We start from the raw sequence: 26,212 nt of genomic DNA on the forward strand, positions 1-26,212 counted from the left end.
CCGGTTTCCGGGCCTTCCCGGAACCGGCTTCCGGGTCTCCCGGGCCCGGCTTCCGGCAGCGTGAGGGCGTGACGAGTCGCGCGGCAGGCCTCAGACCTCGTGGAAGAACCCCACGTTCACGCTGCGCGGAGCGGTCCGGTCCAGCACCACCAGTTCCCCCGAGCCGCCGACCGGCAGCGTCGCCGTCCCCCCGTACGGCACGGGCTGCGACTGTCCGCCGGCCAGCGTCAGCAGCACCTGCGAGGACGGGTCCGGCTGCGACCCCTGCAGCCAGGTCACCCGCCACATACCGTCCGCCCCGTACAGGAACTCCAGGTGCACGCGGGAGATGAACAGCCAGTCCTCGGGCGTCACGAGCCGGCACACGGTCCGGTCGCGCCCCACGCGCAGCACGGATTCCGGCCGACTGGGCGCGTCGGCCATCAGCATGCCGGCCGTCGCCCCGGCGTCCGCCCCGGAGACCAGGGCCATGGTGAGTTCGAGCACGTGGTGCGCTCCTTCTGGAGGCGACGGATGTCGCGGCTGTCACGGGACCCGGCACGGGAACCGGGCCCCCGCACCGCCGCCGCATGATAGATCGCCGCATGGTCCGGCTGGGCGGTCTCCCGCACAATGGGCGATATGACCGAGCGCAAACCACCTGGCGTGAGCTTCGAGTCCTTCGTCGAACGACAGATCCGCGCGGCCGAGGCCCGCGGGGAGTTCGACGACCTGCCCGGCGCGGGCCGGCCCTCCCGCGCGGTCGCCGACACCGCGTACGACGAGATGTGGTGGATCAGGCAGAAGCTGGCCCGGGAGGGCGTGTCCGTGCTGCCGCCGACGCTCGCCCTGCGCAAGGAGGCCGAGGACACGCTGGCGGCGGCGTACGCGGCGCCGACGGAGACGGTGGTACGGCGGCTGATCGACGGCGTCAACGTCAAGATCCGCGAGGTGATGTTCAAGCCGCCGCCGGGGCCGCCGCTCGGACTGAAGCCGTACGACACGGACGCGGTGGTCCGTGAGTGGCGGGCGCGCCGCACGGGATGACCGCGCCGCACAGGCCGACGGCGCCGCGCGGGATGACGGCGCGCTGCTCGGGGTGATCGCGTGCCGCACGGGCCGGCGGCGAAACGGCCCGGCGCGCGGCCGGGGCCGGTGCACGGCTGCGGCCCGGGAGCGCGGGGCTTCCCGGGCCGCGGGCCACGACCTGCGGTCGTGGTCAGACGTGCAGCAGGCGTTCCGCGAACTCGCGGTACTCCCGCAGGGCGACGCGGAGCCGTTCGGTGTCGGAGTCGTTGCCGTCACCGGCCTGCCAGGCGGCTCGCAGGTCCCGACGACGCCGGTTCAGCGCGTCGGTGAAGAGGTCGGCGACCTGCTCCAGGACGTGGTCGGCCTCCTCGACGGCGGCCCGGGGCGCGTCGACGAAGCCGCCGACGGCGTGGTGCAGTTGGGCCGAGAACTTCTCGGTGTCGCCGTGCGCCAGCAGCGGCGTCCGGGCGGCGTGGGGTTCGCCGCCGTGGTCGTGCGTGGCGTGGTGGGCGCCGGCGCCTCCGGTGAGCGCGTCGTCGGTCGCGCTGCCCGCACGGCCCCCGATCAGCGCGGTACCGGAGACGGGGCCGTGCGCGGAACCGGCACCGCCCTTGCCGTCACCGGCCGCCGGCCCCACCGGCGGTTCGGTCGTGCCCGTGGACGCTGCCGTGCCCGTACCCGTGCTCGTACGCGCGGGCGTTCCCGCGCCCGTGTGCGTGCCGGTGGCCGTGCCCGTGGCCTCGGTCCTGTGGATGGGCGCCGCGGCCGGACCCGCGTCCGGGTCGCCCGCCGCCTCGTGGGCGGCGCGTGCCTCGCGTGCCTCGCGCACGTCGCGGTCCTCGTCGGACGGTGTCACCTCTGCCATCACCCCTCAACTCCCCTTCACATGACGCCTGCCGAGACCCCAGGCAGGCTGCGTGCCCCGCGGTTCGCCGGCGGCGCCGGTCCGCTCCGGTTCCGTCCTCGGTGCCCGGTGACCGTCCTCGCCCGTCAACTGCTCGAAGAGGCCGCGGGCTTCGACCATGGCCGCGCGCAGTTCCTCCGTACCGGGGCGGCTGCCCGGCGTACCGTCCGCCGGGGCGTGCACGGTCCGGTGCAGCCGGCGGTAGCCGTGCACGTGGTGCGGGTGGTGGACGGAGAGCGCGTCGAGCCGGTCCTCGTGGCCGCCCTCCGGGAAGCCGCGCTCCGTGGACAGTTCGGCGATCAGCCGGTCCGCCTCGGCCACCGCTTCCTGCGGCGAGTCGACGAACCGCTCCTGGGCGGCGGCCCAGCGGGCCTCGTACCGCGCGCGGGCTTCCGACGCGAGCGGACGCCGCTTCAACGAGCCGTGGCGTTCGACGCGTTCGGCGAGTTCCGCCTCGGCGGCCCTGGTGTCCCCCTTGTGGCGGGCCACGGTCCGCTCGTACTCGGGGCCGAAGCGCCGCTTCAGCCCGGGACCGCCTTGTGCGCCACGGGTCCGCATCAGGAACAGTACGACCGCGGCAACGACCACGGCCGCCACGATCACAATTGCGATGATCACGCCTGTGGACATGAATGCCTTCCGGTAGACCCGAGGGCCCCGGAACCGGACGGCTCCGGCGAGACCCCTACTCCCACCGGGTTGCCCGCAACCCGGCCCGCAAACGGCGCCCGCTCACGGAGAGACACGGACGGGGGCGTCCTGTGCACGCGAACGCCTGTGCCGTGGGCGGACGTCGAGGGACCACGGGCGTCGTGGGGACCCTACGGCCGGGGCGTCATGTCGCCGTGCGGCCGGGCCGGACCGGCGCCGTGGGACGCCGTGGCGCGCGACCCCACGTGCGGCCGTTCCGCGTCCGATCCGCACAGCTCCGTCGTCAGCTCCTCCACCAGATGGATCAGGTCCGTCGACCGGTCAGGCCCCCACCAGTCCCCCAGCAGCTCCGCCAGCGACTCCTGCCGTGCCGCGGCCAGCCGTTCCGCGACCGCCGCGCCCCGCTCGGTGAGGATCAGCTCGGGACCCCGGCGCGCGGCCAGCCCCCGCTCCTCCACCTGCCGCGCCGCGGCGATGATGACGTGCAGCGGAACGGCGCTGTGCTCGGTCAGCACGGCCGGTTCCGTCCAGCCGTACTTGCGGGTGCGCAGCAGCAGCCAGCTCGCCGCGGGGAGCAGGTCGTACCCGGCGCGCGCGGTGATCTGCTCGTAGATCTCCCGCCGCCCGTTGCGGGAACCGAGCAGCGACAGCGCGCGGCACACCTCGTCGTAGGAGGAGCGCTGCACCGGGTTGCTGGCGAGGGTCTCCGTGCCGTCGGGCGCGGTCACCGACGCGCGCAGCCGGTCCTCGCGCAGGAACCAGGCGAGGACGAAGGCGACCGCGGCGATCGGCGCCGCGTAGAGGAAGACGTCGGTGATCGAGGACGCGTAGGCGTGCAGGACGGCGGGCCGCAGCGACGGCGGCAGCCCGCCGATGCCGCGCGGGTCGGCCTTGAGGGTGTCCGCGTCCACACCGGCGGGCAGCCGCCGCCCGGCGAGGATGTCGGCGAGCTTGTCGCCGAGCCGGCCGGCGAACACGGTGCCGAAGACGGCGACGCCGAAGGAGGCGCCGATGGACCGGAAGAACGTCGCCCCGGACGTGGCGACGCCCAGGTCCTCGTAGGCCACCGCGTTCTGCACGATGAGCACGAGGACTTGCATGACCAGGCCGAGGCCCAGGCCGAAGACGAAGAAGTACGCGCTGGTCACGGCGGTGGAGGTGTGCTCGTCGAGCCGGTGCAGCAGGAGCAGGCCGACGGTGGTGACGGCGGTGCCGGCGACCGGGAACACCTTCCAGCGGCCGGTGCGGCTGACGATCTGCCCCGAGACCGTGGAGGACAGCAGCAGTCCGAACACCATGGGCAGCATGTGCACGCCCGACAGGGTCGGCGAGATGCCGCGCACCACCTGGAGGAACGTCGGCAGGTAGGTCATCCCGCCGAACATGGCGAAGCCGATGACGAAGCTGATGACGGCGGAGAGGGTGAAGGTGCGGACGCGGAACAGTTTGAGCGGGAGGACGGGTTCGGCGGCCCGGCGCTCGACGGCCACGAACGCGCCGGCGAGCACCACCCCGAGCACGAGGAGCCCGATGATCTGCGGGGAGGCCCAGTCCCAGGTGGTGCCGCCGAGCGAGGCGACCAGCACCAGGCAGGTGGCGACGGCGGCGATCAGGAACGTGCCGAGGTAGTCGATGACGTGCTTGGTCGCGCGGCGCGGGATGTGCAGGACGGTGGCGATCACGGCGAGGGCGACGACGCCGACGGGCAGGTTGACGTAGAACACCCAGCGCCAGCTCAGGTGCTGGGTGAACAGCCCGCCGAGCAGCGGCCCGAGCACGCTGGTGGCGCCGAAGACGGCGCCGAACAGACCCTGGTAGCGGCCGCGGTCCCGGGGCGGTACGAGGTCGCCGACGATCGCCATGGACAGCACGATCAGTCCGCCGCCGCCCAGGCCCTGGAGCGCGCGGAAGGCGATGAGCTGGCCCATGCCCTGCGCGGCGCCGCACAGTGCCGAGCCGACGAGGAAGATCACGATGGCCGTCTGGTACAGCCGCTTGCGTCCGTACTGGTCACCGAGCTTGCCCCACAGCGGGGTGGCGGCTGTGGAGGCGAGGAGGTAGGCGGTGACGACCCAGGAGAGGTGCTCCAGGCCTCCGAGGTCGCTGACGATGGTGGGCAGGGCGGTGGAGACAATCGTCTGGTCGAGGGCGGCGAGCAGCATGCCGAGGAGCAGCGCGCCGATGGAGACGAGGACGCTGCCGCTGGGCTGGTCGGCGACGTCACCCGGGGCGGCGGCGGGGGTGGGAGTGGCGGCGGTGGCCGTGACGTCGGACGCGGTGCTGCCGGCGGGCGAGGAGGGCCCGCCGGGAGCGGCGAGCCCGCCGGGAGCGTGGACGCTCCCGCGCGCGCCACCCATGCCACCCACGCCACCCGCACCGTCCGCGTCGGTGCTGTGCGTTCCGTCGCCGTCCGGTCCGCCGCCGCCCTTCCGGAGCGCGTCCTCGGCCATGGAGACCTCCCCGGGAGCCGTGGCCCTCCTCGGGCCTGCCTGCCGTCGTCCTTCCTGTTCGGTGTGACCAGTTATGGGACGTTCAGTCCTGTCGAACGGCGGGACTTAGGGGGGATCGCCGGAGAAGTTGTGCGGGAGGTCTGCATAATTCCTGGAGTTCGCAGGGAGGGAACCCAGCCGTGAGCGGAACGAACGAACAGGCGTGCCCGGAGTGCGCGGCACCACGCGACCCCGACGGGTCGCCGACGTGCGCGTGCACCGAGCGCACGGCCGAGGCCCTCCGCGACACCCGCACGGCGGAAGCCGCGGCGGCGGAGGACTTCGATCCCCTGCGCATCAGGCCCTACGTGGGCCTGACCCCGGAGGGCGGGACCCCTGTCGGGACGCCGGGGCAGGACCCCGTCTCCCCCGGGTCCCCCGTCTCCCCCGGGTCCCCCGAATCCTCCGCGTCTCCCGAACCACCCGGGTCCGCGGGGAGCGTGTCCCCCGGGGCCGGACCCACCGAGGACGAGGCCTTCGCCGGACCGCGGCCCCTGGAGATCGCCGGACCGCAGCCCCTGGAGATCGGTACCACGGTCGGGGGCGGCGGAGGCGACGCCCCCCGCGCCCCGGCGGCCCGTCGCACCGTCGTCCTCGCCGCGGGCGGCGCCGTCGTCGCGATCCTCACGGCCACCGCGCTCGCCACCGGCCTCTTCAGCTACGGCAGGCCCGAGCGCAACGACGCCCTGCCGGACGAGGTCCGCCCGAGCGTCCCGGCCGGTTCGGCCACCCCCACCGCGACCGGCCCGGCGGGCACCTCGTCCGCGGCGACGGGCACGGGGAGCGCCTCCCCCAGCGACACCGCCTCCGCCACGGCGACCGCCTCCGGTGGCCACACGGCCTCCTCGTCGCCCAGCCCCACCGCCACCCGCACCGTGAAGGAGGCGCAGGCCACCTCGGAGGCGACCCGTTCCAAGGCCCCCGACCCCGGCGACGCACCGCGCCAGGACCCCCCGGTCCTGCGGCCCGGCGACGACGGCCCCGAGGTCGAGGAGCTCCAGCGCCGTCTCCGGCAGCGGCTGTTCTACCTGGGCACGGTGGACGGCACGTACGACAGCGACGTCGAGACGGCCGTGGGCGCCTACCAGACGGCCCGGGACATCACGGGCGACCCCCACGGCGTCTACGGCAAGGCCACCCGCGCAAGCCTGGAAGCGGAGACGGACGAACCGTAGGCCGACCCGCCTCACCCATCGGGACCGGAGGACGGCCGGGCCGTGGGCCGGGCCCGCCTCACCCCAGGTGCAGCCGGACCGTCCCGTCCTGCGCCGTCTCGACCCGCACCCGTCGCAGATCCCGCACCACCGCGTCCGGCCGGTGCAGTCCCGCCCGCGGTCCGACCCCCACGACCCGCATCCCGGCGGCGCGTCCGGCCGCGACCCCGGCGCCGGAGTCCTCGAACACCACGCAGTCCTCGGGCGCGACGCCCAGTTCCGCGGCCCCCTTCAAAAAGCCCTCGGGGTCGGGCTTGCTCGCGCCCACGGACTCCGCCGTGATCCGCACCGTCGGCAGCGCGAGGCCCGCCGCCTCCATCCGGGCGGTGGACAGCGGCACGTCCGCCGAGGTCACCAGCGCGTGCGGGACACCGGCCAGGGAGGCGAGGAACGCGGCCGCGCCGGGCACCTCGACGACGCCCTCGGTGTCGGCGGTCTCCTCCGCCAGCATCCGCGCGTTCTCGGCGAGGTTCTGCTCCATCGGCCTGCCGGGCAGCAGCAGGGCCATGGAGGCGTAACCCTGGCGGCCGTGCACGACCTTCAGCACCTCGTCGCTGTCCAGTCCGTGCCGGTCGGCCCAGCGCCGCCAGACCCGCTCGACGGCGGCGTCGGAGTTGACGAGGGTGCCGTCCATGTCCAGCAGGAGGGCCCGTGCGGTGAGAACGGTGGTGGCCGTCATCGGCATGCTCCAAATGCGGAAGGGGGGTTCCCCGGAAGAAACAAGGCGGCCCCGCCCGCAGGTCAGGGGGTGCGGACGGGAACCACTTTGTTTCCCTACGATACAAAACGGCACCGGTCCCCCGCCACCGTCCGCGACCAGGCACAACCACGAATGGCGACGAGGCGTGACAACGGGTCACGAGTGACGGGTGGGGGCGGTGCCGGGCGCGCACGTGGCCCGTTCCCCGCGAACCCCCGGTCCACTCCGGAGCGGGACGCCGACGGAACGGGGCAGGACGTGACGGAACGGCGCGGAGCGCGAGGCCCGCCCGCCCCCTCCGCGTCCGTCAGCCCGCGATCGCCTCGTACAGGCTCCACACGCCGAGCCCCAACATCAGCAGGGCCGCGATCCGCGTGATCAGCGTCAGCGGCACCTTCTTCATCAGCGCCCTGCCGCCCACGATGCCGAGGCCGGCCACCGCCCACAGCGCGAGCACCGCGCCGAGGCCGACGGAGAGCGGGTCGTCGTAGCGGGCCGCGAGGTTCGCGGTCATGATCTGGGTCAGGTCACCGAACTCGGCGACCAGGATGAGCATGAAGCCCGTCCCGGCCACCTTCCAGAAGCTCTGGTCCTCGGGCCGGCGGACCTCCTCCTCGCCCTCGTCCTTCTTCAGCAGCAGCACGGCCGCGCCGCCGAGGAAGAGCACGCCGGTGAGCGCCTGCACGAGCTGGTGCGGCAGCAGCGTGAGCACGCTGCCCGCCGCGACCGCGAGCACGACGTGCAGGGTGAAGGCCGCGGCGACGCCCGCGAAGACGTACGAGGCGCGGTAGCGGGTGCCGAGGACGAGGCCGGCCAGGGCGGTCTTGTCCGGCAGTTCGGCAAGGAAGACGACGCCGAAGACGAGCGCCGTCACGGTCGGGCTGATCACAGTTCCTCAATCGGTCGGGGCGCCGCCCACCGAGAGTCCGCGTGCACTGCTCACGACACCCCGGCACGGCAGCGCACTCGCGCACCCGCGCCGGGCGGCACGGGTGGTGCACTGCTTGCCGAAGGTCTCGCCGGCCGATCCGCGCCCCGGGGGGCCGCCCCGAAGGGGCCACGGAATCTGCCTCCGGGCGCCGGCTCAGGCTGGCTGAGCAGTATGTCGACGGTCCGGCGAAGGGCTACTCCCCTCCAACCCGGTCCATGCTACGCGACCCCGCACACCTCCCCCACCCGCCGGCCGGAGGCCCCCTGGAGGCCTCCGGTGTCCCGGTCCGTCCGCCGACCGGTGGTTCCCGGTGTCCCGGTCCGCCCGCCCGCCGCGCCCTTCCCGTCCCGGCACGCCATCCCAGACGGCCCAAGTTCCCGCAGGTCAAAGGCCGTTCCAGCATTCCAGCGTCCCGCGCCTGCCTTGATCGATGGCGAGTGGGACGGATCACGGCACAAGCTTCGGTCTGTCGACGGCGGCCCGCCGGGCGACGCAAGCCCTTCACGTATCACCTCTCACACGGAGATCACCATGCGCTCTCTCCTCGCCACCCGCACCGCCCGCCTCGCCCTCACCGCGTTCGCGGCGGTCGCCCTCACCACCGCCGCGGCGGCCACGGCCGACGCCGGCACCGCGGCGAAGCAGTCCGCCCCCCGGGCCTGCGTCACCAAGGACCTGAAGCTCACCACCAACTTCGAGACCCAGGCGGGCGGTTACATCCGCGTCACCGCCAAGGCCCGCGCCGGTGTCACCTGCCGCCTGGACGGCGTGTACCCCTCCGCCTCCTTCGGCTCCAGCGCCTCCACCGCGGTCCACCCCGCCGAGCAGGCCGTCAGCGACGGCATCACCCTCTCCGGCAACAAGGCCGCCTACGCCGGCATCAACCCCAAGAGCACCGGCGACGACAACGGCATCGAGTTCGACCGCCTGCACCTCTCGGTCTACGGCGACGAGGCCAACAGCACCACCCTCAAGCTGTCCGAGAGCGTCACCGTCGACCGGCCCATCGCCACCAACTGGCACGCCGACTCCGCCGACGCCGTGCCGTTCGCGAACTGAGCGCACGCCGGGCCGCGGCGCCACCCCCCGGAACCCGCCCCGATCCCTCCGTCGTTCCGTACCGTACGGGGCGACGGAGGAGGGTGATCCCATGGTGGAACTGCGGCTGGGGCCGCTGCTGAGGTACGTCGACGGCTCGTCCGCGACCGTCTGGGTCGAGGCGGGCCGTCGCTGCACCGCCGAGGTGCGCTGCGCGGAGGGCGGCGGCGGAAGCGCCCGCACGTTCGAGATCTGCGGCCACCACTACGCGTTGGTGCCGGTCACCGGGCTCACCCCGGGCACGGCGACACCGTACGAGGTGCTGCTCGACGGGGAGCGGGTGTGGCCGCTGCCCGACTCGCCGTTCCCGCCGTCCGTGATCCGCCCCCCGGCCGCGCACGAGACGCTGCGCGTGGCCTTCGGCTCCTGCCGCTGGGCCGCGCCCGCGCTCGGCGAGAAGGACCCCGTCGGCCCGGACGCCCTGGACGCGCTCGCCACCCGCGTCGCCTCCGACCCCGGCACCCCGCGCCCGGACGTGCTCCTGCTGCTCGGCGACCAGGTGTACGCCGACGAGACCTCCGAGGCGACCCGCGACTGGCTGGCCGGCCGCCGCGACCTGGACCGGCCGCCCGGCGCCCAGGTCGCGGACTACGAGGAGTACACCCACCTCTACTACGAGTCCTGGCTCGACCCCGAGGTGCGCTGGCTGCTGTCCACCGTGCCGAGCTGCATGATCTTCGACGACCACGACGTCATCGACGACTGGAACACCAGCGCCGCCTGGGTCGCCGAGATGCGCGCCACCCCGTGGTGGCAGGACCGGGTGCTCGGCGGGCTGATGTCGTACTGGGTCCACCAGCACCTGGGCAACCTCTCGCCCGCCGAACTGGCGAAGGACGAGGTGTACGCGGCGGTCCGGTCCGTCGAGGACGAGGAGGGGGACGGGGACGGGGACGGGGAGAAGGGCCGGGAGGAGGACAGGGGCAAGGACGGTACGGAGGCGCTGCGCGTCCACTGCGCCCGCTCCGACGCCGACCCCGCCCACGCCCGCTGGAGCTACCGACGCGACTTCGGCCGGACCCGGCTGCTGATGGTGGACAGCAGGGCGGCGCGCGTTCTGGCCGAGGGCGAGCGGGACATGCTCGGTGCCGGCGAGTGGGCGTGGCTGCGCGCACAGGTGCTGGACGCCCCGGGGTCGTACGACCATCTGCTGATCGGCACGTCGCTGCCGTGGCTGCTCCCGCACCTGATCCACGACGTGGAATCGTGGGACGCCGCGCTGGCCGACGGCGTACGGGGCGCGCGCTGGGCACGGTTCGGGGAGTGGCTGCGGCGGGCGCTGGACCTGGAGCACTGGGCGGCGTTCCCCCCGTCGTTCGACGCGCTGGCGGACCTGATCGCCGCGGCGGGGTCGGGCCCCGGCGCGCCCGCGACGATCTGCGTGCTGTCCGGAGACGTCCACCACGCCTACGTCGCCGAGCCGAGCTGGCCGGCGGGCGGCGCCGGTCCCGACGCGCACGTGGTGCAGTTGACCTGTTCGCCCGTGCACAACTCCGTGCCGCTCTCCATCAAGGTGGTGTTCCGCTTCGGCTGGACCCGGCCCGGACGTGCGCTCGGCCGTCTGCTGGCCCGGCACGGCCGCCGCGCCCGCCCGGCCGTCGACTGGCGCCGCACGGGCGGGCCCTGGTTCGGCAACCAGCTCATGACCCTGACGCTGCAAGGACGTGCGGCCCGGCTGCGGCTGGAACAGGCGAGGTCCCCGCGGGTCACGGAGGGCGAGGGACGGAGCGGCAGGGGCGGCCGGCTGGTGACGCTGAGGGAGACCCGGCTGAGCGGACCCGACTCCAGAGACCTCGAAGATCAAACCTCGAATCCGGCCCGAAAAGGCGCCGACAGTTTTTGAACATTGGCTGAATGACGATCTGGCAAGCGGAATGGCCCGCCCCTAACCTGACGTGGCCCGGCCGCTTCCGGGAGACGAAACCGGTGTTTTGAGGAAACCGAAACTTTCGGAACAGCCGAAGGAGTTCTCCCACCATGTCAGGACGTCTCAACAGCGCCCGGCCCTACGCCGTCGGGCTCTTCCGCATCGTGCTCGGCCTGCTCTTCACCTGCCACGGCGCCGCCTCGCTGTTCGGCGTGCTCGGCGGCGCCATGGGCACCGACGGCGGCACCATCGAGGCCGGCACCTGGCCGGGCTGGTACGCCGCCGTGATCCAGCTCGTGTGCGGCGCACTGGTCCTGCTCGGCCTCGCCACCCGCCCGGCCGCGTTCCTCGCCTCGGGCTCGATGGCGTTCGCGTACTTCCACGTCCACCAGCCGAACGGCCTCTGGCCGATCCAGAACGGCGGCGAGCAGGCCGCCCTGTTCTGCTGGACCTTCCTCCTCCTGGTCTTCACGGGCCCCGGCGCCTTCGCCCTGGACAACGTCCTGCGCCTGACCCGCACCGACCGCACCGCCCGCACGGAGACGGAGGAGGACCGCACGACGGAGCCGGTGACCGTCTGACCCCGGGCCCACCCCCTGGGTCCACCACCCCACGTCCACTCCCCCGCGTCCCTGCCGCCAGGGATGCGGGGGAGCACCCGTGCGCGCACCCCGCGCGTCACTCACGCACGTACCCCTGCGTGCCCCCGTGGGTGACCTGTGCCCGCCCCGCACGCCCGCCCCCGTACGGGCACCCGACACGGACGCGCACGCGACCGGCTACACCCCGTCCCCCGGACCGCCGGAGGCGGACGCACCTGTCCCGCCCGTGTGCTTCAGCCTCATCCGCGCGTCGACGCGCTCCGCGGCCGCCACTTCCCCCCAGTACCGGTGCGTGGAGACGAACACCGCCAGCTCCCGCTCCCGGCGCCGCAGCTTCTCGACCTCCGCCTGCTCGTTCTCCGTCCACCCGGGCGAGGCCGCGCGTTCGACCCGGCGCCAGCCGTTGTCGTCACGGAAGCCGTCCAGCGGCTCGACCGACCAGGGGAGCCGCTTCAGCAGGGCCAGCAGTTCGGCCCGGATCTGATGCAGCTCCTCCTGACCGGCGAGCAGGTCACTCGGGAAGTCAGGGGTCTCAGCCACCCCGTAATGGTACGCCTGTTCGAATTTACGAGGCGAACTTCCGGGGCCCTCGTCGCGTCACGGCGCAGCCGCCTCGCGACACCTCACGAAATCGTCAGTCCGAACTGGACAGTCTCGACTGTCGAGCTCTACGGTGAGCCCATGGAGCAGACCCCCGACGACGTCTCCGAGTCCGCCGCCCGCGCCGCACGCGATCTGACCGTCGTGTTCAACCGGCTGCGGAGGCGCCTGCGTTCGGTCGCCGGGGACGAGGACCTGACTCCGCCGCAGGTCTCGGCGCTCACCCTCGTCGGCAAGCATGGCGCGGCCACGGCCAGCGCCCTGGCCTCCGCCGAGGGGGTGCGCCCGCAGTCGATGGCGACCACGCTGGCCTCGCTCGACCGGGCCGGACTGATCCACCGCAACCCCGACCCCGACGACGGCCGCCGCCAGCTCGTCACGCTCACCGAGGCGGGCCGCGAGCGCATCGAGGGCGACCGGCAGGCCCGCCGCCGGTGGCTGGCGCGCACGATCGAGGAGCGGTACGACGAGGACGAGCGGCGCACGATTCTCGACGCCCTCGAGCTGCTGGAACGGCTCACCCAGTCGTGAGCCCGGTACTCGCCCGCGCGCTCAGGATGCTCCGCCCGAACGGCGGCAGCGGCAGCGACGGCGGCGACAGCGGCAGGAACAGCAGGTACAGCGGCAAGGGGGGCAACGCCTTCGACCGGCGCCTGATCGCCCCGATGCTCCTCGGTTCGATCTGCAACCCGATCAATTCCTCCATGATCGCCGTCGCCCTGGTGCCGATCGGCGCCGCCTTCGGCGCCACCCCCTCGCGCACCGCCTGGCTGGTCACCGGCCTGTACCTGGCCACCGCGCTGGGCCAGCCGGTGATCGGCCGACTGGTCGACATGTTCGGCCCCCGCCGTCTCTACCTCCTCGGCACCGGCACCGTGGGCGTCGCCGGACTGCTGGGCGCGGTCTCCCCGTCCCTCGGCGTGCTGATTGCCGCCCGCGTGCTGCTCGGCTTCGGCACCTCCGCGGCGTACCCGGCGTCCATGCAGCTCATCCGGCGCGAGTCGGAGCGCACGGGCAAGGACAGCCCGGCCGGGATCCTCACCGCGCTCTCTGTCGCGAACCAGACCGTCTCCGTGATCGGCCCGGCCCTCGGCGGGTTCCTCATCGGCCTGGGCGGCTGGCGGGCCGTCTTCACCGTCAACGTGCCGCTGTCCGCGGCCTGCCTGGTCCTCGGCGCGCTGTACCTGCCCGGCACCGCGCCCGGCGAACGCTCCCGGCGCCCCGTCGACCTGCCCGGCATGCTGCTGTTCGCCGCGCTGCTGCTCTCCGCCATGCTGTTCCTGATGAGCCCGCGGGCGGCCCTGTGGTACCTGCCGGTGCTCACCGCCGCCGCGGCCGCCGGCTTCGCCGCCCGGGAGCTGCGGGTGGCCGAGCCGTTCATAGACCTGCGGGTGCTCGGCGGCAACATCCCCCTGCTGGCCACGTACGCGCGTCAGTTCCTCGGCTACCTCACCTCGTACGCCTTCCTCTACGGCTTCACGCAGTGGCTGGAGGAGGGGCGCGGGCTGCCCGCCTCCACCGCCGGACTGGTGCTGCTCCCCCTCTCACTGACCGCGCTCACCGTCTCCGGCGTCACCGGGCGGCGGGAGGCGGTGCGGGCGAAGCTCGTGGTCGGCGGGGTGGTGCAGGTCGCGGGCTGTGTCGTCCTGCTGCTGCTCGACGCCGGCAGCCCGGTGTGGCTGCTGCTGCTCGGCGGTGTCGTGATGGGCGTGCCGCAAGGTCTGATCGGTCTGGCCAACCAGAACGCCCTCTACCGGCAGTCCGACCCCGCGCGGATCGGCACCGCCGCCGGACTGCTGCGCACCTTCACCTACCTCGGCGCGCTCGGCTCCTCCGCCGCCGACTCGGCGTTCTTCACCCACGGCGCCGACACGGCGGGGATGCACGACCTCGCGCTGTTCATGCTCGTGGGGTCGGCCGCGCTCGTCGCGGTGTCGCTGCTCGACCGTTCCCTGCGGACGGTCACCCCAGACAGCCGGAGATGACCGGCGACCGTCGGAGACCACCGGCGAGGCCGGCGACAACCGGCACCGCCGGAAACGACCGGCGAGGCCGCGGCCCGCCCGGACCGCGGCGCTCACCGCACACCGCACACCGCACCCTCACGGACCAGGAAGGCCCCGCCCCCATGGCACTCACCGCCCTCGACCCCACCACCGCCCTCGTCGTCATCGACCTGCAGGCCGGCATCGTCGGCATGGACACCCAGCCGCACGCCGCCGCCGACGTCGTCTCCCGCTCGGCCGAGCTGGCCGACGCGTTCCGCGCCCGGAACCTGCCGGTCGTCCTGGTCCGCGTCTCCTTCGCGGCCGACGGCGCCGACGCCGTGCCCGGCCGCACCGAGGCCCCCGCGCGCCGCGGCGCGCTCCCCGAGGGCTGGGACGTCGTCGTCGACGAACTCGCGGGCCACCCCGGCGACATCCACATCACCAAGCGCAACTGGGGCGCGTTCCACGGCACCGGTCTGGATGTGCAGCTCCGCCGCCGGGGCGTCACGCAGATCGTGCTGACCGGCATCGCCACCAGCATCGGCGTGGAGTCCACCGCCCGCTCCGCCCACGAACACGGTTACCACGTCACCCTGGCCACCGACGCCATGGCCGACTCCAGCGCGGAGGCCCACCGGGGCAGCGTGGAGCGGATCTTCCCGCGCCTCGGGGAGACGGGCACGACGGAGGAGATCCTGGACCTGCTGGAGAAGACGCACGCATGACGGTCCGGGCGGGGAAGGACCCTACGGGCAGCCACCGGCGGAGACCGGAACCGACGGTCCTCCCCGCCCGTTCCCGTTCGGTGCCAGACTGAACGCATGTGCCGAAGCATCAAGACCCTCCGCCCGCCCGCGCTCCCCGAGCAGGCCACCGAGGAGGAGGTCCGGGCGGCCGCGCTCCAGTACGTCCGCAAGGTGTCGGGCTTCCGCGCCCCCGCCGCGCACAACCGTGAGGTGTTCGACCGGGCGGTGGACGCCGTGGCGGCCGCCACGGCGGAACTGCTGTCCGGCCTGGAGGTCCGCGGAGCACACCACGCGGGCGCCGGAACCGGCGCCTGACCCGAAAACCCGGGCCGGGAGCGGGCCCGGCACCCGGCACCCGGCACCCGGCACCCGGGAGACGCCTAGACGGCGCCCTCCTCCCGGACCGCCGAAGGGCGGCGTACGAGATAACCCGCGCCGGCTCCCGCGACGAAGAGCGCCCCGAAGGAGACGCCGGTGGCCAGCCACGTCGTACCGAGCCACTGTCCGCCGAAGTAACCGAGCGCCACGCTGTAGGCGGCCCAGGCCACGCCCGCCAGCGCTGACCAGGGCAGGAACTCGCGCACCCGGCGCTGCGCGACCCCCGCGGCCAGCGACACCACCGAGCGGCCGGCCGGGGCGAACCGCGCCAGCACCACCAGCGCGCCGCCGCCCCGCGACAGGGCCGCGCCAAGACGTTCCTGCGCGCCGGTCAGCCGCCGGGAACGGGCGATGGCCCGGTCCAGCCGCTCACCACCGAGCCGCCCGACGCGGTACGCGAACAGATCCCCCACCACCGAGGCGGTGGCCGCGCACAGGGCGAGCACGAGGATGTCCGGCACGTGGTCGACGACGACGTCCCCCGCGGCGGCCGTCGCATCGCCCGCGGAGCCCGCGGCGGCGGCCGTCGCGGCGGTGATCACGAGGACCCCGCTCGGCAACAGCGGCACGAACACGTCGAGCAGCACGGACAAGGCCACGGCGGCATAGATCCACGGGCTGCCGACCAGCGGCCCCACACTCTCCAGCACCGATACTCCCCGTCTACTCCCCCGTGGACTCGACCAGCCGCTGCGTCGCGGGGGAGCGGCAGGGTGGCTTGTGACAGCCATACAGCGTACGCGGCGGGGGTGACGGCAGGGTCACGGGGGGCACACGGCGTGAACACGGGGCGCACGGACGGAAGACGCGACACCCGTGGACGGGAGAGGCCGGGAGAGTGCGCCCGTCCCCGGCGCCCGGGCCCGCGAAGTCCGCCGGGAGCGGGAGAGCGGGCCCTACTGTGCGGGCCGGCCGGTGGCCGGCGGCCTGCGGAGCATGCCCGGGCTGGTGTCCCGGCGGCTGCGCAGCAGCGTGGTCAGCGTCGTGGCGTTGTGGTAGCCGACGCGGCGGGCCACGGCCTCGGTGGACAACTCGGTGGTACGCAGCAGGTGCACGGCCTGCTCGAGACGGATCTGCTGCGCGAACTGCACGGGGGAGATGCCGAGCGTCCGGTCGCAGGCACGTTGCAGCGTGCGTTCGCTGCTGCCCAGGGCGCGCGCGGTGTCGGCGATGCTCAGCGGCTGGTCGAGGCGGGTGCGCAGCCGGCGTTCGAAGGCGTCGACCAGTGGGTCCGCGCGCGCCAGGTGACTGGGGACGGCATAGGAGGACTGGGCGGGCCGGGCGTCGATCACCAGGTAGCGGGCGGTGAGTTCCGCCAGAGCCGGGCTGCGCTGCCGGACCAGGGCGAGCGCGAGGTCGAGGTGCGCGAACGCGGCTCCGGCGGTGAGGACGCCGTCGGCGTGGGTGAGCATGTGCGTCTCGTCCAGACGCACCCGCGGATAGCGGCGTCGGAAGTGGGGTGCCAGCCACCAACTGGTCGTCGCCTCCAGGCCGTCGAGGACGCCGCTCTCGGCGAGCAGGAAGGTCGCGGTGCAGGCGGCGGCCACGGGCACGCCTTCGGCGCGGTGGCGGCGCAGCAGTTCGCGCGCGGGCCGCTGTGCCTCGGCCGCCACCCACTCCAGCAGCGGGCCCGGCTGTTTGTACGTCACGCCGGGCACGACCAGCACGTCCGGCATCCGCCCGGTGCCGGACAGGTCGGCCGGGGTGGTCCGGACGACGAGTCCGCCACCGGTGCGCACGGGTCCGGCGCGGACACCGACGAGGTCGACCTCCCAGGGCGGTGGCGGCTGCGGCAGTTCGTCCCGCAGTTCGTTGGCCGACCGCAGCACGTCCAGTACGGACGTCAGCCCCGAGTCGAACACGTCGTCAACGACCAGCACCGCGACCTTCATGGCGGAAACGGTAGTGGATCCGTCGTATCTGCCACTGGGGAGCCCCGCCGAGGATCCCTAGGTTGGAAGCACGTCCGGACGACACCACCGCGAACGACACCGAGGAGTCCCTCTCCCATGCACCTCCCGCTCGGCCTGCTGGCCCGCATCGAAGCGAAGCCCGACCGCGTCCAGGAAGTCCACGACCTGCTCACCGGAGCGCTGTCCCTGGCGCAGGCGGAAGAGGGGACCGTGACCTGGTTCGCCTTCCGGCTGGGCCCCACCACGTTCGGCGTCTTCGACGCCTTCGCCACCGACGACGCCCGGCGGGCCCACCTCGAGGGCAGGATCGCCCAGGCCCTCGTCGGCCAGGGGGCCCACCTGCTGGCCGAGGAACCGGACATCCGGCCGGTGGACATCCTCGCCGCGAAGCTCCCGGCGCCCACCCCCGCCTGACCCCCGCACAGCGGGCGAAAAAGGCCCAGGCCGACGGCGCTACGCCGTCGGCCTGGGCCTTCTCGTGGTTCCCGAACCGGTGGGCGCGGACGGTTTCGAACCGCCGACATCTGCCTTGTAAGGGCAGCGCTCTACCGCTGAGCTACGCGCCCGGGGTGAGTGGACAGACTACCCTGCCGCCGGGCCCGGGCGGCAAACGCGTGGCGGGCGGGGGTTATCCCCACCCCGGGAGGGCAGCGAGCAGGATCGTGCGGGGTGTCGGGGGTCCGTACGGTCGTGGAGCAGTGGGGTGAGCGGCCGCGTGGTGCGGGCGCCGGGGCTCTGGGGGTCGTGATGAGCAGGACGGCGAATCGGCGGCGCGGGCTGTTGTCTGCGGTGGTGCTGGGCGGGGTCGTGGCCGTCGCGGCCGGGTGTGGTGCCGACGCGGGGGACGACAACGCGCCCGACCACCGGTCGTTCGCGTTGCACGGGCGGACGCTGACCGTCGACTCGGACGACTCCACGCTGGTGCTCGTCCCCGGCGACGGCGACAAGGTGCGCGTGACCCGGTGGTTCAAGGGCAAGGTCGTGCTCGGCGGCGACCCGAAGGTGTCCTGGAAGGTCGACGGCGACCGGCTGGTGCTGCGTACGCACTGCTCGGGCTTTGTCGCGGACTGTTCCGCCAAGCACCGCATCGAGGTGCCGCGCGGCATCGCGGTCACGGTCCGCGAGGACGACGGCGGCGTCACCGCGCGCGGTTTCCGTTCGGCGCTGGACATCCGCACGGCCGACGGGGCGGTGCGCGTCAGCGACGTCGGGGGACCGCTGTCCCTGCACTCCGACGACGGTTCGGTCCACGCCACCGGTGTCGGCTCCCACACCGTACGCGTCGGCACGAAGGACGGGTCCGTGCACCTGGACCTGAACACCGTCCCCGACCGGGTCGCGGCCGAGAGCGACGACGGCTCCCTCACGCTGGCGCTGCCGCGCGCCGCGTACCGGGTGACGGCCACGTCCAAGGACGGGTCCGTCCATGTGTCCGTGCCCCGGGACGACGGAAGCCCCCATGTGATCGGCGCCCGCACCCAGGACGGGTCGGTGACGGTCAGGACAGGTCGGTGACGGTGCGCCCGGCAGCAAGGTGACGGTGCGCCCGGCCATGGGCTGACCGCGCGCACGGCCACGGGCCGACGGTGTGCCCTGCCGCGTCCGGGCCGTCGTCACGGCGCCCTTCCCGGCCGTCGTCACGGCGAACCGGATCACCCGTGTGTTCGTCCTCAACCGGTGGGAGAATGAACACCGGGCAGCGGACGACAGTACGGGAGAGGGATGTGACGGCCACACCGCCAGAGCCGTACACACAGTCGAGACACCACCGGCGAGCGTTTCCGCACGGGCCTGTCCCACTCCTCGTCCGCGCCGCCCGCGACGCGTTCACCCTGTTCGCGCTGCCCGTGCTCGTCGCCCCGCTGCTGGCGGCCGCGTACGCCGGGGGCGGGACCCGCCGGTGGTTCGGCGGGCGGTCGGAGGGGGCGCGGGCCGAGGCGCAGGCCGCCAAGGACGCCGCGGCGGCCGCGTTCTACGAGCTGGACACCGCCCAGCGGGATCTGCGCATCTCCATGGAGACCATCGCCGCCGTCGACGACTCCCCCGCCGCCCGGCGCGCGCTCACCGACTTCGAGGCGTTCGGGCAGCGCATAGACGAGGTCAGCGGCCGCTACATCGCCGCCGTCGACGCCTGTGACCTCGACCGGGACGACCTGGACGCCTCCGCCGCCGCCCACGCCCGCCGTGACCTCACCGCCGCCAAGGACGAGCTGCTGCGGGTCAAGCAGGAGCTGGATCGTTTCACCCAGGGGCTCGGCCCGCTGCTCGGCAAGGCGGAGACGCAACTCGCCCGGCTCGCCCCCGCCGTCGAACGCGCCCGGCAGGCCCTGCGCGCCGCCACCGGCGCCCTGGACGCCGTACGCGGCACGGGGCTGAACGCCGACGATCTCGCCGCCCGGCTGGCCGCCCTCGGCCCCGAGCTGACGAGACTGAACGAAGGCGCGGGCCGGCACGGCGTCGGGGACACCCTTCAGCGGGCGGAGCGGGTCTCCCGGGAGGCCGGGGCGGTGCGGGCGGAGGCCGAGCGGCTGCCGGAGCGGGCCGCCGAGATCGACCACCGGCTGGTGTCGCTGCGCACCCGCGCGCAGGCGCTGACCACGCGCGCGAGCCAGGTGCAGCCGGTCCTCAGCGAGCTGCGGCGGCGCTTCGTGGCCGCCTGCTGGCAGGACCTTCAGTCGGTGCCGGAGCTGGCCGCCGAGAACGTGACGCAGGCGGAGCGGAAGCTGGCGGAGGCACGGGCGGCCCGGCAGGAGCAGCGGTGGGCGGACGCCACGGCGCGGCTGGCGACGGTGCGGGCGCTGCTGAACTCGACGGACGAGGCGGTGTCCGCGGCCGGTGACCGGCTGCGGCGGCTCAACGCCGTGCAGAAGGATCCGCAGGCGGAGATCGAGCGGACGCGGTTCGCGGTGCGGGACGCGCAGCGGCTGGCGATGGCGGGGCGGACGACGCCGGAGCCGCGGCATGCGGGGCCGCTGGACGCGGCGGTGGAGCGGTTGGAGCGGGCGGTCGCGGGGCTGGAGGGCCGGCACCCGGACTACTGGCGGTTCCTGGTGGAGATGGATGCCGTGCGGGGGGTCGCGGCGGGGGTGGTCGCGGACATCAGGGGGTCGCGGGCCGGTGGGTGACGGTCGGGTGCCGGTTACCGGCTGACGGGTTGTTCGCCCCGCCGCCCCTTCCCTCCCCCACGCTCTCAGCTTCGTCCGAGCCGGGGCCCCATTGTCTCCCGGGGGCCTTTGCCCTCGGGCCCCCGAAGGACGCGCAGTTCCCCGCGCCCCCGAGAAGAACAGGGGCGCGGGGGCCCGCTCAGATCACGTGCGGTACGCGTAGTACGCCGCGTTGGGGTACGACGCGATGATGCTCGCCAGCGACCGGTTGTACGTGTTGGTCGAGTGGTACGACAGGTACGGCACACCGTTCACGCGCGACGTGACGATCATGGTGTGGTCCTTGGACCCGTCCTTGTTGAAGTCCATCTGCAGCACGTCGCCGACGTCGAGCTGGTAGACGTTGGCGAGGCTCGTGACCCGCTTCGAGGACAGGGCGAACCAGGAGAACTCGTTGACGCCGACGAACGAGTCCGACTGGATGTCCGAGTTGCCGAACCACTTGTGGAAGTCCGTGCCGTCACCCGGCACGTGCTTCCAGCCGCCGGCCTTCAGCGACTGGCTGACGAAGTTGGTGCAGTCGCCGCCCTCGCCGGCCCCGTTGAAGTCGGGGTAGTCCGGGTTGTAGCTGCTCCAGTACTTCTTGGCGTAGTCCGCCATGGCCTGGTAGTTGTACGTGCCCGACGTCAGGTTCTTCGGGGCGGCCGCCGGGTTCCGCGTGATGGCGGAGCGGGTGGCCTCCGGCGGGGCGTCGTCGGTGGCGGTGGCCGGCGCCTTGACCGTCGGCGCGGTCGGCTGGTTGACGGCGACGCCGTCGTCCGTGTCGCGCACCTGGGTGAGCTGCCAGTCGCCGTCCCTGTCGGCCGTGAACGACAGCTTGTGGTGGGCCTGGAAGCCGGTGGTCTTGGGCTGCTTGCCCTTGGCCTTCGCGTACGTCAGCGTCGTGGTCTCGGTGACCTCGGCGGTGGCGTGACGGCCGTTCACCCGGGTCTTGTCCAGCGTGACGCTGGTCTTGGCGCCGCTGTACTGCTCGCCGAGCGAGGCGAGGCGCTTCTTGCGGTCCTGCAGCGTCGAGACGGCCGTGTGCTCGTCGCGCGTGAGCGACTGGGACAGCCGGACGTCGCCGTGGAAGCGGTTCGACAGGGACTTGCGGCCCCGGTACTGCTGCTTGTCAGTGGCGACCAGGGCGTCCGTGCGGTCGGTGAAGACCGCGTCGGCCAGGTTCTGGAAGGTCGCCTTCGTCTGCTTGTCCACGGTGGGCTGGTCCACCGTGGATGCGCCCGCGCTCCAGTTGGGCAGCATGGCCACGCCCGCGACGACCGAGGCGGCCGCCGCAGTGAATATGGTCGCGCGTCGCCGCTTGCGGCTCAATTTCCTTGACTTCACTGAGATTCCCCTCTGCCCGGCACCGGTACGCCGGGGGCTGGAATGATGCCATGACCCTCGTATCGCCTGTGAAGGGGGATGCACAAGAGACGTCGGGAAACTTCACAGAACCGATCTGTTCCGGAGATGTCCGAAGCGGCACAATGATCACGCGTTCTGCTGATCCTCCGTCATCGGCCCCTGGGCGGGCGACGGGCGGTCGGCTCCCGCGGGCGATCGTCACTGCACCACGGTCGACCAGTCCGGCGACTGCCCCGGGTCCAGACTGCGCAGCCGTTGCAGCGTGGCCGGCTTCTGCACGTCCATCCAGTCGGCGAGCTCCTTGAAGGACACGCACTTGACGCCCTTCTTGGTGCACACGCTCTTGATGACCTGGTCGATGGACTTCATGTAGATGCCGCCGTTCCAGTCCTCGAAGTGGTTGCCGATGAACAGCGGCGCCCGGCTGCCGTAGTAGACCCGGTTGAAGCCGGCCATGTAGGAGTCGACCGTCTGCTGCTGCCACTGGGGGAACTTGGCGGGATCGCCCTGTGTCTCCCCGGCTGACTGGTTGTAGAGGAAGTTGAAGTCCATGGACAGGCCCTGGTACTTGCCGCTCTCGTACGGGAGCATCTCCAGCGGGAAGTCCCAGACGCCGTCCTTCTTCTTCGGCCATATCTGGAAATCACCCGGGGAGCTGGCATCGTAGCGCCAGCCGTAGTCCTTCATGGCCTTGAGCAGGTTGGGCTGGCCCTCCAGGCAGGGGGCGCGGCCGCCGGTGACCTCCTTCCTGAAGTCGAAGGGCAGCGGGTCGATGTCCTTGTAGCCGGTGTTGGTCTTCCACTTCTCGACGAAGTCGTAGAACTGGTCGATCTCGCTCTTCCACTGCGCCACGCTCCAGTCGCCGCCGCCCTTGGTGCCGCAGAAGTGGCCGTTGAAGTGGGTGCCGATCTCGTTGCCCTGGTCGTAGGCCAGGCGCAACTGCTCCAGAGTGGTGCGGATGTGCTCGTCGGTGGGGTAGCTGATGGCGGCGGAGCCCCGGTCGTGCATCGGGGGGTCGTAGAGGTCCTTCTTGTCCTTCGGCAGCAGGTAGATGCCAGTGAGGAAGAAGGTCATGTGGGCGTCGTACTCCTCGGCGAGCTCCCGGTAGTGCGAGAACAGGTGGTCACTGCCCTCCAGCGCGCCGTCCCAGGAGAAGACCACGAACTGCGGCGGCTTCTCCCCCTTCTTCAGCGGGACGGCCTTCAGCTGGCCCTTCTGCGGCCCGGTGTACGAGGTGGAGCCGTCCCCGAGCACCTTGGTCCTCCCGTCCCACTCCGGTTCCTTGGACGCCTTGGCGGAGTCCGTCCTGCCGTCCTCGCCGGTGGAGGCGGCCGGGGAGGCGTCGTCGGAGCGGCTGAGCGTCAGGAAGGCGACGGCCAGCGACGCCATGACGAGAAGGAGCGCCATGACCAGGAACCCGGGGCGGGCGTTACGGCGGGGACGGGTGCGGCGGCGGTGGCCGGAGGTCTGTTTCATACGGGGCACCATCTGGGAGTGAGGGGTGGCGGGTTGACGCGGCCGTCAGCCGAGCGGGGCCATGGCGCTCGACCAGATGCCGTACGGGACGCTGTCGGCGGCGGTTCCGGCGAGTCCCTTCAGCGGCAGTGGTTCGAGGCTCTTGGCCAGGTCCATGCGGTAGACGACCACGGCGGTGGAGACCTCCTTGTCCGTTCCGACGTACCAGGAAGCGGTGTCGTCCTCGGTGGTGCCGGCCTTGCCGGACACCTTGGCCGAGGGGGCCGCCGCGGTGGGATGTGCGAGGTGGAACGAGTCGGTGAGCGCCCGGGTGACCTCGTCGGCCACGTCGGCGCCCATCGCGCGGCGGGCGGGCGGCCGGTCCAGCGGCACCGTGGAGCCGTTGCGCGTGAGGCGGCGCACCGAGTACGGGTCGGTGTGCCGGCCCTCGGCGTCGAACGTGGCGTAGGCGTCGGCCATCCGGATGGCGCTGGGCCGGGAGCTGCCCAGGGACAGGTCGGGCACCTGCGCGCCCAGGCTGGAGCGGAGCAGGCCGGCGTCGACCGCGGTGTCCCGCACCTTGTCCAGTCCGGTGTCCATGCCGAGCTGCATGAACGGGGTGTTCACGGAGTGGGCCAGCGCCTCGCGCAGACTGATCCGCCCCCAGTCCTTCTTGCCGTCGTTGTGCGCGGCGACCTTCTTGCCGCTGCGGTCCCAGTAGGGCCCCTCGGGCGTGGTCACGGGCACGCCGTCGTCGCCGTCGTAGACCGATGCGGGAGTGACGGGGCTGCGGGGTGCGTCGCGCTTCTTGGTGATGCCGTGCTCCAGGCCGGCGGCGTAGACGAAGGGCAGGAAGGCGCTGCCGGCCGGGACGGTGGACGCGTTCGACTCGTTGTAGCCCTGTTTACGGTGGTCGGGGCCGCCGTAGACGGCCATGATCCGTCCGTCGGAGCCGACCGAGGAGGCCCCGTAGTGGGCTGTCTTCGCGGCGTCCGGGTCGTCGTCCATCGCCGCCTTGCGGGCCTTGGTCACGGTGTCGGTGAGCACCTTCTCCCGCTTCTTGTCGAAGGTCGTGTAGATCTGGTACCCGCCCAGGTCGAACTCCTTGGCCGTCAGGTGCGCGGACTTCTTGGCGTACTGGGACGCCAGTTCGACCAGGTAGTCGCTCTGCTCACCGGTGTCGTAGAGCGGGTTGGTCCTGAGCGGCTCGGGAAACGTCTTGTACGTGGCGCGTTCGGAGGCGGACAGCTTGCCGATCTTGACCATGCGGTCGAGGATCCAGTTCCACCGGTCCACGGCGCGGGCGTGGTTGGCCTGGTTCAGCGTCGGGTCGTACAGGCCCGCGCCCTTGAGCAGACAGGCGAGGAACGCGGCCTCGCCCGCGTCGAGCTTGCTGACGTCCTTGCCGTAGTACGCCTGGGCGGCGCGCTGGATGCCGTACGTGCCGCGGCCGAACCAGCTCGTGTTCAGGTAGCCCTCGAGGATCTTGTCCTTGCTCATCTGGTTGTCGAGCTTGAGGGAGATCATCGCCTCGGTGAACTTGCGGCTGACCGTCTGGTTCTGGTTCAGATAGACGTTCTTGACGTACTGCTGGGTGATGGTCGAGCCGCCCTCGGTGTCCCCCTCGCCGACGGTGCGCCACAGGGCGCGGGAGATGCCCTTGACGGAGATGCCGGGGTCGGAGTAGAAGCTCTCGTTCTCGGCGGCGAGCACCGCCCAGCGGACGTCGGCGGGGATGTCCTTCAGTGGCATCGCCTGCCGTTGCACCCAGCCGGTGCGGGCCATCGGGGTGCCGTCGGACCAGAAGTAGACGTTGTCCTGTTGCGTGGCATACGTATTGAGGTTCTGCGGTATGTCCGTCGCCGCGTAGGCCACGGCCAGGGTGCCGGTGCCCAGGCCGAGGGCTATGAGCAGGGCGCCCAGCCACTGCCGCCAGGACGGCAGCCAGCGGCGCCAGTCGGTGCGGCCGGGGCGCGGGTAGACCGGCTTGAAGTGCCGCGCGTACGGGGCGAGTCGGGCACGGGCGGCGGCGAGCGGAGGGCCGAGGCGGGCGGCGAGGGGCGCGAAGAACCCGGCGACGGCGGAGGGCACCGTCGCGGCGGCGGTCTTCGGCTTGGCCTTGCGGCGGGAGCCGCGCCGGCGGGGGGCCTGCGGCGGTTCGCCGCCGCCCGACGCGTCGTTGGACGCGGACGAGGATTCGGGTGCGGGAGGAGTGAAGACCCGCAGCGCCATCGTCTCGTCGGGTGGCGGGGGGACGCGCAGCGCCATGGTCTCCTCCGGCGGGGGAGGACGGCGCAGGGCCATCGTCTCCTCCGGCGGCGGAGGGACCCGCAGGGCCATGGTCTCGTCCGGACGCCGGGTGTCGACGGCGTCTTCGTGATCGTCGGCATCGGCATCGGGGCCGGGGCCGTCCGCCTGGTCGGCCCCGGTCAGGTCACGGTCGTCGTCGTCCCGGCCGCCCTCCCGGGCGTTCGGGTCGTCCTCCCGGGCATTCCGGCCGTTCCGGTCATCTTCCCGGGTGTTCCGGGCATCTTCGCGCGGCGTGGCGGGTTCCGGTCGCTCGGGACGCATCGGACGCTCCGGGCGCCGAGGAAGTTCGAGGCGCTCGGGAAGTTTCGGGCGCTCCAAGTGCTCGGGGCGCTCCGGTCGTTCAGGATGCCCGTGATCCTCGGATTGTTCCGCGTCGTCCGTGTTTTCCAACTGCTCGGTACGTTCCGACCGTTCGGGATGGTGTGGCCACTCGGGTATGCCGGAGGCCGGGTCGTCGGCCGGGCCGTGCCCGAATCGTTTCGGCGGGGTCGCACGGCGGCGGCCAGGGCGCTCGTCGCCCTCCCCTTCATCCATGATCGGCTCCGGAACGGGGACGGCCCAGGGGCTGCGGGACATCTGTTCGATGTCGGGCATGGGTCACGACTGCGTCTCCCTCCGCACTCGGTGTTGCGCGCGCGGGTAGATGCAGCTGCCGCATTCTGCGGCTGCGAGCCCCCCTCCCACGACATGCGGCTCATCGCGGCACGCATAAATTATCAGTGACCACTGCGCGCACTTCGGTCAGCGGCAAATGAGAAATGGTCAAGAACAGGCAGTGTACGGAGAGTATGTGGCGAGGGGGGGTCTGTGCGACAGGTGTGACCTGGGATTTTTTCCGCCCCCGCCG

General features: G+C 72.8%; 25 protein-coding genes and 1 tRNA gene. 13 read left to right on the plus strand and 13 right to left on the minus strand.

Translation table 11 applies throughout. The features are described from left to right. Positions 1–90: 90 nt before the first annotated feature. Complete coding sequence (locus QFZ64_RS11135; protein WP_307064724.1) at positions 91–486, minus strand: hypothetical protein; 396 nt, start codon at positions 484–486, stop codon at positions 91–93. Positions 487–621: 135 nt separating this feature from the next. On the opposite strand from QFZ64_RS11135, the gene QFZ64_RS11140 reads away from it, so the two are divergent. Beyond that, complete coding sequence (locus QFZ64_RS11140) at positions 622–1,026, plus strand: DUF1992 domain-containing protein (RefSeq protein WP_307064725.1); 405 nt, start codon at positions 622–624, stop codon at positions 1,024–1,026. Between the two features lie 172 nt (positions 1,027–1,198). On the opposite strand, the gene QFZ64_RS11145 is transcribed toward QFZ64_RS11140, so the two are convergent. From QFZ64_RS11145 to QFZ64_RS11155, 3 genes are all read right to left on the minus strand, one after another. Beyond that, complete coding sequence (locus tag QFZ64_RS11145) at positions 1,199–1,873, minus strand: hypothetical protein (protein WP_307064726.1); 675 nt, start codon at positions 1,871–1,873, stop codon at positions 1,199–1,201. A gap of 6 nt (positions 1,874–1,879) precedes the next feature. Continuing rightward, entirely contained in the window at positions 1,880–2,542 is a 663-nt protein-coding gene (locus tag QFZ64_RS11150; protein ID WP_307064727.1) for a hypothetical protein, read from the minus strand. 191 nt (positions 2,543–2,733) lie between these two features. After that, positions 2,734–5,013, minus strand: a complete 2,280-nt coding sequence (locus tag QFZ64_RS11155) for an MDR family MFS transporter (RefSeq protein WP_307064728.1) — start codon at positions 5,011–5,013, stop codon at positions 2,734–2,736. Between the two features lie 179 nt (positions 5,014–5,192). On the opposite strand from QFZ64_RS11155, the gene QFZ64_RS11160 reads away from it, so the two are divergent. After that, positions 5,193–6,227, plus strand: a complete 1,035-nt coding sequence (locus tag QFZ64_RS11160; protein WP_307064729.1) for a peptidoglycan-binding protein — start codon at positions 5,193–5,195, stop codon at positions 6,225–6,227. Between the two features lie 58 nt (positions 6,228–6,285). Here the strand turns inward: QFZ64_RS11160 and QFZ64_RS11165 are convergent, their stop codons facing one another. Next, the gene (locus QFZ64_RS11165; RefSeq protein WP_307064730.1) at positions 6,286–6,951 is read right to left on the minus strand and encodes an HAD-IA family hydrolase; all 666 of its coding nucleotides are present in this window, start codon (positions 6,949–6,951) and stop codon (positions 6,286–6,288) included. A gap of 322 nt (positions 6,952–7,273) precedes the next feature. Beyond that, positions 7,274–7,855 carry a TMEM165/GDT1 family protein gene (locus tag QFZ64_RS11170; protein WP_307064731.1) on the minus strand — a complete coding sequence of 194 codons (582 nt, stop codon included), beginning with the start codon at positions 7,853–7,855 and terminating at the stop codon, positions 7,274–7,276. 573 nt (positions 7,856–8,428) lie between these two features. Here QFZ64_RS11170 and QFZ64_RS11175 point away from each other — a divergent pair. The 3 genes from QFZ64_RS11175 (at position 8,429) to QFZ64_RS11185 (ending at position 11,443) form a co-directional block, all read left to right on the plus strand. Beyond that, positions 8,429–8,956, plus strand: coding sequence for a DUF4232 domain-containing protein (locus QFZ64_RS11175; RefSeq protein ID WP_307064732.1), 528 nt, complete (start codon positions 8,429–8,431; stop codon positions 8,954–8,956). A 91-nt stretch (positions 8,957–9,047) separates the two neighbouring features. Beyond that, positions 9,048–10,838, plus strand: a complete 1,791-nt coding sequence (locus QFZ64_RS11180; protein WP_307064733.1) for an alkaline phosphatase D family protein — start codon at positions 9,048–9,050, stop codon at positions 10,836–10,838. Between the two features lie 134 nt (positions 10,839–10,972). Continuing rightward, positions 10,973–11,443, plus strand: coding sequence for a DoxX family protein (locus QFZ64_RS11185; protein WP_307064734.1), 471 nt, complete (start codon positions 10,973–10,975; stop codon positions 11,441–11,443). Between the two features lie 198 nt (positions 11,444–11,641). Here the strand turns inward: QFZ64_RS11185 and QFZ64_RS11190 are convergent, their stop codons facing one another. Beyond that, the gene (locus tag QFZ64_RS11190; RefSeq protein ID WP_307064735.1) at positions 11,642–12,004 is read right to left on the minus strand and encodes a hypothetical protein; all 363 of its coding nucleotides are present in this window, start codon (positions 12,002–12,004) and stop codon (positions 11,642–11,644) included. Positions 12,005–12,145: 141 nt separating this feature from the next. Here QFZ64_RS11190 and QFZ64_RS11195 point away from each other — a divergent pair, with 141 nt between their 5' ends. The 4 genes from QFZ64_RS11195 (at position 12,146) to QFZ64_RS11210 (ending at position 15,113) form a co-directional block, all read left to right on the plus strand. Further along, complete coding sequence (locus tag QFZ64_RS11195; RefSeq protein WP_307064736.1) at positions 12,146–12,595, plus strand: MarR family winged helix-turn-helix transcriptional regulator; 450 nt, start codon at positions 12,146–12,148, stop codon at positions 12,593–12,595. After that, positions 12,592–14,049 carry an MFS transporter gene (locus QFZ64_RS11200; RefSeq protein WP_307064737.1) on the plus strand — a complete coding sequence of 486 codons (1,458 nt, stop codon included), beginning with the start codon at positions 12,592–12,594 and terminating at the stop codon, positions 14,047–14,049. Before QFZ64_RS11195 ends, QFZ64_RS11200 begins: the two co-directional genes overlap by 4 nt. A 143-nt stretch (positions 14,050–14,192) precedes the next feature. Continuing rightward, complete coding sequence (locus QFZ64_RS11205; RefSeq protein ID WP_307064738.1) at positions 14,193–14,777, plus strand: hydrolase; 585 nt, start codon at positions 14,193–14,195, stop codon at positions 14,775–14,777. A 96-nt stretch (positions 14,778–14,873) separates the two neighbouring features. Next, a complete protein-coding gene (locus tag QFZ64_RS11210) occupies positions 14,874–15,113 on the plus strand; it encodes a DUF2277 domain-containing protein (protein ID WP_307064739.1) in 240 nt (79 codons plus the stop codon). 65 nt (positions 15,114–15,178) lie between these two features. Here QFZ64_RS11210 and QFZ64_RS11215 read toward each other — a convergent pair whose 3' ends face one another. Together QFZ64_RS11215 and QFZ64_RS11220 are read right to left on the minus strand one after the other, a co-directional pair. Further along, positions 15,179–15,826 (minus strand): DedA family protein, encoded by a 648-nt coding sequence (locus tag QFZ64_RS11215; RefSeq protein ID WP_307064740.1) that lies wholly within the window; start codon positions 15,824–15,826, stop codon positions 15,179–15,181. A gap of 246 nt (positions 15,827–16,072) precedes the next feature. Further along, positions 16,073–17,068, minus strand: a complete 996-nt coding sequence (locus QFZ64_RS11220; protein WP_307064741.1) for a GlxA family transcriptional regulator — start codon at positions 17,066–17,068, stop codon at positions 16,073–16,075. 117 nt (positions 17,069–17,185) lie between these two features. On the opposite strand from QFZ64_RS11220, the gene QFZ64_RS11225 reads away from it, so the two are divergent. Continuing rightward, the gene (locus tag QFZ64_RS11225; protein WP_307064742.1) at positions 17,186–17,503 is read left to right on the plus strand and encodes a putative quinol monooxygenase; all 318 of its coding nucleotides are present in this window, start codon (positions 17,186–17,188) and stop codon (positions 17,501–17,503) included. An 80-nt stretch (positions 17,504–17,583) separates the two neighbouring features. Here QFZ64_RS11225 and QFZ64_RS11230 read toward each other — a convergent pair. Continuing rightward, positions 17,584–17,655: transfer RNA gene (locus QFZ64_RS11230), tRNA-Val, on the minus strand. Positions 17,656–17,836: 181 nt separating this feature from the next. Between QFZ64_RS11230 and QFZ64_RS11235 the strand changes: the two genes are divergently transcribed. Both QFZ64_RS11235 and QFZ64_RS11240 read left to right on the plus strand, forming a co-directional pair. Then, positions 17,837–18,604, plus strand: coding sequence for a DUF4097 family beta strand repeat-containing protein (locus QFZ64_RS11235; protein ID WP_307064743.1), 768 nt, complete (start codon positions 17,837–17,839; stop codon positions 18,602–18,604). Positions 18,605–18,813: 209 nt separating this feature from the next. After that, a complete protein-coding gene (locus tag QFZ64_RS11240; protein WP_307064744.1) occupies positions 18,814–20,214 on the plus strand; it encodes a hypothetical protein in 1,401 nt (466 codons plus the stop codon). A gap of 183 nt (positions 20,215–20,397) precedes the next feature. Here QFZ64_RS11240 and QFZ64_RS11245 read toward each other — a convergent pair whose 3' ends face one another. The 3 genes from QFZ64_RS11245 to QFZ64_RS11255 all read right to left on the minus strand — a co-directional run bounded on the left by QFZ64_RS11245 (position 20,398) and on the right by QFZ64_RS11255 (position 25,395). Continuing rightward, positions 20,398–21,579, minus strand: coding sequence for an amidase domain-containing protein (locus QFZ64_RS11245; protein WP_307064745.1), 1,182 nt, complete (start codon positions 21,577–21,579; stop codon positions 20,398–20,400). Positions 21,580–21,798: 219 nt separating this feature from the next. After that, the gene (locus QFZ64_RS11250; protein ID WP_307064746.1) at positions 21,799–23,076 is read right to left on the minus strand and encodes a hypothetical protein; all 1,278 of its coding nucleotides are present in this window, start codon (positions 23,074–23,076) and stop codon (positions 21,799–21,801) included. A 45-nt stretch (positions 23,077–23,121) separates the two neighbouring features. Continuing rightward, on the minus strand, positions 23,122–25,395 hold the full coding sequence (locus QFZ64_RS11255) for a transglycosylase domain-containing protein (RefSeq protein WP_373430586.1): 2,274 nt from the start codon (positions 25,393–25,395) through the stop codon (positions 23,122–23,124). 36 nt (positions 25,396–25,431) lie between these two features. Here QFZ64_RS11255 and QFZ64_RS11260 point away from each other — a divergent pair, with 36 nt between their 5' ends. Next, positions 25,432–26,088, plus strand: a complete 657-nt coding sequence (locus QFZ64_RS11260; RefSeq protein WP_307064747.1) for a hypothetical protein — start codon at positions 25,432–25,434, stop codon at positions 26,086–26,088. The last annotated feature ends 124 nt before the right edge of the window (positions 26,089–26,212 follow it).

Source organism: Streptomyces sp. B3I8, from assembly GCF_030816915.1.
GTDB lineage: Bacteria > Actinomycetota > Actinomycetes > Streptomycetales > Streptomycetaceae > Streptomyces.

Bases quoted from the DNA above. Each gene is read 5' to 3' on its own strand.
- QFZ64_RS11140 (WP_307064725.1), top strand. From the start codon at position 622: ATGACCGAGCGCAAACCACCTGGCGTGAGCTTCGAGTCCTTCGTCGAA.
- QFZ64_RS11145 (WP_307064726.1), bottom strand. From the start codon at position 1,873: ATGGCAGAGGTGACACCGTCCGACGAGGACCGCGACGTGCGCGAGGCA.
- QFZ64_RS11150 (WP_307064727.1), bottom strand. From the start codon at position 2,542: ATGTCCACAGGCGTGATCATCGCAATTGTGATCGTGGCGGCCGTGGTC.
- QFZ64_RS11155 (WP_307064728.1), bottom strand. From the start codon at position 5,013: ATGGCCGAGGACGCGCTCCGGAAGGGCGGCGGCGGACCGGACGGCGAC.
- QFZ64_RS11165 (WP_307064730.1), bottom strand. From the start codon at position 6,951: ATGCCGATGACGGCCACCACCGTTCTCACCGCACGGGCCCTCCTGCTG.
- QFZ64_RS11175 (WP_307064732.1), top strand. From the start codon at position 8,429: ATGCGCTCTCTCCTCGCCACCCGCACCGCCCGCCTCGCCCTCACCGCG.
- QFZ64_RS11180 (WP_307064733.1), top strand. From the start codon at position 9,048: ATGGTGGAACTGCGGCTGGGGCCGCTGCTGAGGTACGTCGACGGCTCG.
- QFZ64_RS11185 (WP_307064734.1), top strand. From the start codon at position 10,973: ATGTCAGGACGTCTCAACAGCGCCCGGCCCTACGCCGTCGGGCTCTTC.
- QFZ64_RS11195 (WP_307064736.1), top strand. From the start codon at position 12,146: ATGGAGCAGACCCCCGACGACGTCTCCGAGTCCGCCGCCCGCGCCGCA.
- QFZ64_RS11205 (WP_307064738.1), top strand. From the start codon at position 14,193: ATGGCACTCACCGCCCTCGACCCCACCACCGCCCTCGTCGTCATCGAC.
- QFZ64_RS11210 (WP_307064739.1), top strand. From the start codon at position 14,874: ATGTGCCGAAGCATCAAGACCCTCCGCCCGCCCGCGCTCCCCGAGCAG.
- QFZ64_RS11220 (WP_307064741.1), bottom strand. From the start codon at position 17,068: ATGAAGGTCGCGGTGCTGGTCGTTGACGACGTGTTCGACTCGGGGCTG.
- QFZ64_RS11225 (WP_307064742.1), top strand. From the start codon at position 17,186: ATGCACCTCCCGCTCGGCCTGCTGGCCCGCATCGAAGCGAAGCCCGAC.
- QFZ64_RS11235 (WP_307064743.1), top strand. From the start codon at position 17,837: ATGAGCAGGACGGCGAATCGGCGGCGCGGGCTGTTGTCTGCGGTGGTG.
- QFZ64_RS11250 (WP_307064746.1), bottom strand. From the start codon at position 23,076: ATGAAACAGACCTCCGGCCACCGCCGCCGCACCCGTCCCCGCCGTAAC.
- QFZ64_RS11255 (WP_373430586.1), bottom strand. From the start codon at position 25,395: ATGGCCCTGCGGGTCCCTCCGCCGCCGGAGGAGACGATGGCCCTGCGC.